The sequence below is a fragment of the Kosmotoga sp. genome (genome assembly GCF_982836095.1).
Genome location: NZ_CEYIHJ010000074.1, coordinates 3,446 through 8,580, shown reverse-complemented (window position 1 = coordinate 8,580; position 5,135 = coordinate 3,446). Strand labels below are relative to the sequence as shown.

Below are 5,135 nucleotides of genomic sequence, written 5' to 3'. Positions count from 1 at the left end.
GGTAAATTGTTGTTTATTCCTGATTTTTTATTGAATTTTCTTCTTGTAATTGGAGCTATCTCCATGCTGTTCATGATTGTCAAAGTAAAGGCTTTCAGCGGCTACCTTAAAATCCTCCTTCTGGGGACAGCGATTTTTGCCATTGTAATAGCTGGTTCTAGCTCGATATTTATGTTCCTTAACCAGACTGAAAATAAACCAATCACTTCGGGTACGGGTATAGGTCCCCAATTTTCTGGAAAAGTCGGTGGTACCATTCCGGGCGTTATTTCTGAGACAGCATCTTCGACAGCTCCAGCAAAGATAGTCAACGGTTTTTTTAGTATGAGTATTGAATGGATACTCTTGATAGCCGCTTCCAGCATAGTTGTTTTTACAGCTTTAGCCTTGATTAAGCTGATGAAAAAGGTTGCTGACAAAGCGCCGGAGGAAAAAGCAAAAACCAAGGAAATACCGGAAGAAATCGAGCTCTTGCCGCTGGATAAGTTACCCGATTTACGCATTTCAAGGTCTTATATACTCGCTGCCTATTGGTGGCTGAGAAGAAAATATTTTTCTACTTTGCACCACCTCACTCCTTATGAACTTCTCACTCTGGAAAAGGGAGAGACTACCTTTGAAGAGCTAACTGAAATTTACGTAAGAACAAAATACGCAGGTAGGTCACCTTCAAAAACTGAATGCGAAAAGTTCCACCAGCTTCTGGTTATTCTCGCAAAAAGATATGAGCCTCCCGAGGAGCTTAACGCATATAACCATAGATAGATACGTGTAAGTTTCTCACAGCTCAGTTTAATTAAGATATTTATTCTTTGATTTTATAATACTTCTATGCTTTAATTGTTTATGTAAACGTTTACGTAAACGTTTACTGGAGGTATGAAAGTGCAAAAGCATCCCGGAATTAAGGACATTGCCCGGATTGCAGGGGTTTCTATTGCAACAGTCTCAAGAGTATTAAACGGTAATTCCTATGTAAGCCCAGAACTCTCTGAAAGGGTTTTGAAAGCTGCTGGTAAGTTGGGTTATCAACCAAATCGAATCGCCAGAGGCCTGCGAAAAGGAAAGACAAATACCATAGGTTTTCTTATTCCTGATATTGAAAATCCCTTCTTTTCAGCAATTGTGAAAGGTGCAGAGAATTTTCTCAGGAAGTATGGTTATACTATCTTGCTTTGTAGTTCGGCTGGAAAGGCTGAAAGAGAAGATGAACTCTTAAATGTGCTTTATTCCCATAAAGTCGATGGATTGATGACCGTTCCCCTGGAATCTCAGAACCCCTATCTTGAAAGGATTGAGAAATTAAGCGTTCCTGTTGTCGTTATCGATGACATAATAAACCAAAAGAATATTTCATCAGTGGCTTCTGATAATTATTCGGGTATGAAAAAACTCATGCAGTATCTTCTCGATACCAATCACAGGTCCTTCGCCTTTCTCAGCGGTGATCCGCATACATACTCTGGTAAAGAGCGCTTACAAGCCTTTAGAGATGTGATGGTTCAGGAAAAGGAAAAAGTGGAGTATGAAATTCTCCTTGGTACATATACTTTTAGCAGTGGAATAGAAATGCTCAGAAAGCTCAGAAAAATTCCCGATGCCATTGTTTGCGGCAATGATATGATAGCGTTCGGAGTCCTAACTGAACTGCAAAAATTGCATTATAAGATACCAAATGATGTATCTGTTACAGGTTTTGATGACGTGCTTTTTTCAAAGATGACAAATCCTCCACTAACAACTGTGAGACAAGATTATTACATGATGGGAAGAGTTGCTGCTCAATTGTTGATAGAAGATCTGAATTATAAAAAGCGAAATAGCATTTTGCTAAAAACCGAATTGGTAATTAGGGGGAGTTCTCGTGGATGAACCTGGGGTTATTTTGAAGATGGAGGGGATTACCAAGAAGTTCCCCGGAGTTCTTGCATTGGATAAAGTAAACTTCAGCATGAAAAAAGAGGAAATTCACGCCCTTGTAGGTGAAAACGGTGCAGGGAAATCAACTTTGATAAAGATTTTAAGCGGTGTTCATAAGCCCGACGAAGGAAAAATCTTTCTCGATGGGGAATATGTTGCCTTTTCCAATCCAATTCACGCTATTGAAAAGGGTATTTCGGTTATATATCAGGAGCTAAATTTAGTTGAGGAGCTGAGTGTTGCCGAGAATATATATTTGGGAAAGGAAAACAGAAACTGGTGGAACCTTGGAAAGAAAGTACTCATTGAAAGGGCTGAAAAGCTTCTGAGCAAATTGAACTTTCCAATTTCTGCGAGTGAGAAAGTAAAGAATCTCAACGTATCCGAAAAGCAACTGGTTGAAATAGCAAAAGCCATGGCTACCAACGCAAAAGTAATCGTTATGGATGAGCCAACAGCTACTATCACGGAACATGAGGCCAAGCAGCTCTTTTCTCTCATGAGAGGGCTTAAAGAGCAGGGGGTTTCAATAATTTTCATCTCTCACAGGCTTGAAGAAGTATTTGAGATCGCAGATTCAGTTACTGTGCTCAGAGATGGGAAGCTCATTTCCACCGGGAAAATCGATCAATATGACAAGAACCGCCTCATATCAGATGTTGTGGGTAGAACCATATCAGATATGTATCCAAAGGAAAACACGGTCACTGATGTCAACGCTTTTGAAGTTGAGGAGCTTTCAGTGCCTGGATATGTGAATAGACTCTCTTTTAACGTGAAAAAAGGTGAAATTCTTGGCATTGCTGGCCTTGTTGGTTGCGGGAAGAGCGAAGTTGCACTCGCGATTTATGGAGGCATCAAGGCTCATGCCAAAAAGGCCTTGCTGGATGGTGAGAGGGTTTCTTTACCTACAAGACCCGACGTTTCCCTCGAAAGAGGTGTTCTGTTGATTCCTGAAGACAGAAAGAGCCAGGGACTTGTTTTGCTGCTGAGCGTCACAAAGAATATCGTTTTGCCCAACACAAAATTCATCACAAAGCTCGGTCACATCAGATGGAAAGAAGGACGTAAAATTTCCGGAAACCTTGTCAAAAAGCTCAACATAAAGACCCCTACGTTAAGTCAAAAAGTGGAAAATCTCTCAGGTGGCAATCAGCAGAAAGTAGTTTTGGCAAAAGGGCTTGTTAGAAAACCAAAATTGATCATATTTGCAGAACCAACAAGGGGTATAGATGTTGGTGCAAAGGTAGAAGTTTACAAGCTCATGAATGAGCTTGCAAATCAGGGAGTTGGAATAATAATGATCTCTTCCGAACTTCCAGAAATTGTGAGCATGAGCGATAGGGTTTTGGTTATGCATAGAGGTGTACAAAAAGCCATTCTTGAGGGCGAAAACATAAATCAGGAAAACATTATGGCTGCTGCTATGGGAGGTTGATGATTTTGCTTAAAAAATTCTTGAATCTTTTGAGGAAATTTCCCATAATTCTTGGCTTTATAGGAGTTGTGGTATTGTTCAGCATTCTCACCAACAGGTTTTTCACCTTATCGAATTTCTTGAATGTTTTCAGACAAATCTCTATTAACGCCATAATCGCATTTGGAATGACTTTTGTTATACTCTCCGGTGGAATAGACCTATCAGTTGGGTCAGTGTTTGCCCTGGCAGCAGTGGTTGGAGCTTCGATTATAAAAGGCGGAAATGTTTTTCTGGGTTCTCTGGCCGCGCTGGGTGTAGGGGCTGCCATGGGGGCTTTCAACGGGGCTATTATCGCCAAACTCAAACTTCAACCTTTTATCGTCCCACTGGCTACAATGGCTATTGCCCGTAGCTTTACCCAGGTTTATACACAGGGCCGGCCCATAACAGGGCTCCCTTCAACTTTCAGGGAAATTGGAAGAGGAGAGCTGTTCAGCGTTCCGGTTCCAATTTATATCATGTTCGCGGTATTTTTCATCTCGCTGTACATACTCTCAAATACAAAGCTTGGTCTTTATACATACTCCATAGGTGGAAACGAGGAAGCCACCAGATTGAGTGGCATTAAAGTAATAAGATACAAGGTCACGATTTACACTATAAGCGGCTTACTCTCTGCACTTAGTGCCCTCATCTTAACCGCAAGGCTCAACAGCGCCCAGCCTATTTTTGGAACTGGATATGAGCTGGATGCCATAGCCGCTGTGGTATTGGTGGGAACCAGCTTATCAGGGGGTAAAGGAACTATTATTGGAACGCTTTTTGGAGCTATGGTAATGGGAGTAATCAACAACGGCATGAATCTGGTTAATGTTTCGCCTTTTTACCAGCAAGCGGTTAAAGGTGCTGTTATTCTTTTGGCAGTAATGGCTGAACGTTCGGAATAAATGGGGCTTAGCCCCAATTTTGAAGGGGAGGGAACACTATGAAAAAGATCCTTTTAATTGCAGTATTGGTAATTTCTGTTTTCGCACTAGCGGCTAATTACCGGATAGGGCTTTCTTTGTCGACACTTAACAATCCTTTCTTCGTAACTCTCAGAGATGGCGCACAAGACATGGCAAACAAGCTTGGTGTGGAACTGATCGTTGCGGATGCCCAGGATAACCCTGCGAAACAGCTCAGTGATATCGAAGACTTCATACAACAGAGGTTGAACCTGATTATCATCAACCCCACAGACAGCGATGCAATAGTTACAGCTGTGGAAGAAGCAAATGACGCTTTCATACCCGTAATTACAGTAGATAGGGCTTCCAATGGTGGGCTGGTTGTATGCCATATCGCCTCCGATAACGTCGCGGGCGGAAGGATGGCTGGCGAATTGGTAGCAAGCCTTCTCAAGGGTGAAGGAAACGTAGTAGAACTGGAAGGTATCGTTGGGACATCCGCTGCGAGAGACCGTGGAGCAGGCTTTGAAGAAGCCATAGCTAATTACCCCGGAATAAAGCTTGTAGCGAAACAAACGGCGAATTTCAATCGTGCTGAAGGCCTTACAGTTATGGAGAACATACTCGAAGCCCATCCAGATATCGACGCAGTTTTTGCCCAGAATGATGAAATGGCCCTGGGAGCAATTGAAGCTATCAAAAGTGCCGGGCTTCTGGACAAAATCATCGTGGTAGGGTTCGACGCCATTGATGATGCCGTTGCAGCGGTACAAAAAGGAGAAATGACCGCAACAATAGCCCAGCAACCTTACAAGATGGGGGAACTCGCTGTTCAAAAAGCTTTT

General features: G+C 42.3%; 4 protein-coding genes and 1 pseudogene. All 5 read left to right on the top strand.

From position 1 onward, the window contains the following. Window positions 1–765 (top strand): annotated as a pseudogene (locus AC3LHT_RS06200) (hypothetical protein); the annotation flags it as partial. Between the two features lie 114 nt (window positions 766–879). After that, entirely contained in the window at window positions 880–1,872 is a 993-nt protein-coding gene (locus AC3LHT_RS06195; RefSeq protein WP_290666701.1) for a LacI family DNA-binding transcriptional regulator, read from the top strand. Next, window positions 1,865–3,358 (top strand): sugar ABC transporter ATP-binding protein, encoded by a 1,494-nt coding sequence (locus AC3LHT_RS06190; protein WP_488662294.1) that lies wholly within the window; start codon window positions 1,865–1,867, stop codon window positions 3,356–3,358. Before AC3LHT_RS06195 ends, AC3LHT_RS06190 begins: the two co-directional genes overlap by 8 nt. Continuing rightward, the gene (locus AC3LHT_RS06185) at window positions 3,358–4,287 is read left to right on the top strand and encodes an ABC transporter permease (RefSeq protein ID WP_488662293.1); all 930 of its coding nucleotides are present in this window, start codon (window positions 3,358–3,360) and stop codon (window positions 4,285–4,287) included. Before AC3LHT_RS06190 ends, AC3LHT_RS06185 begins: the two co-directional genes overlap by 1 nt. Before the next feature lie 38 nt (window positions 4,288–4,325). Next, window positions 4,326–5,135, top strand: an 810-nt coding sequence (locus AC3LHT_RS06180; RefSeq protein ID WP_488662292.1) for a D-ribose ABC transporter substrate-binding protein, incomplete at its 3' end; no start/stop codon positions are given.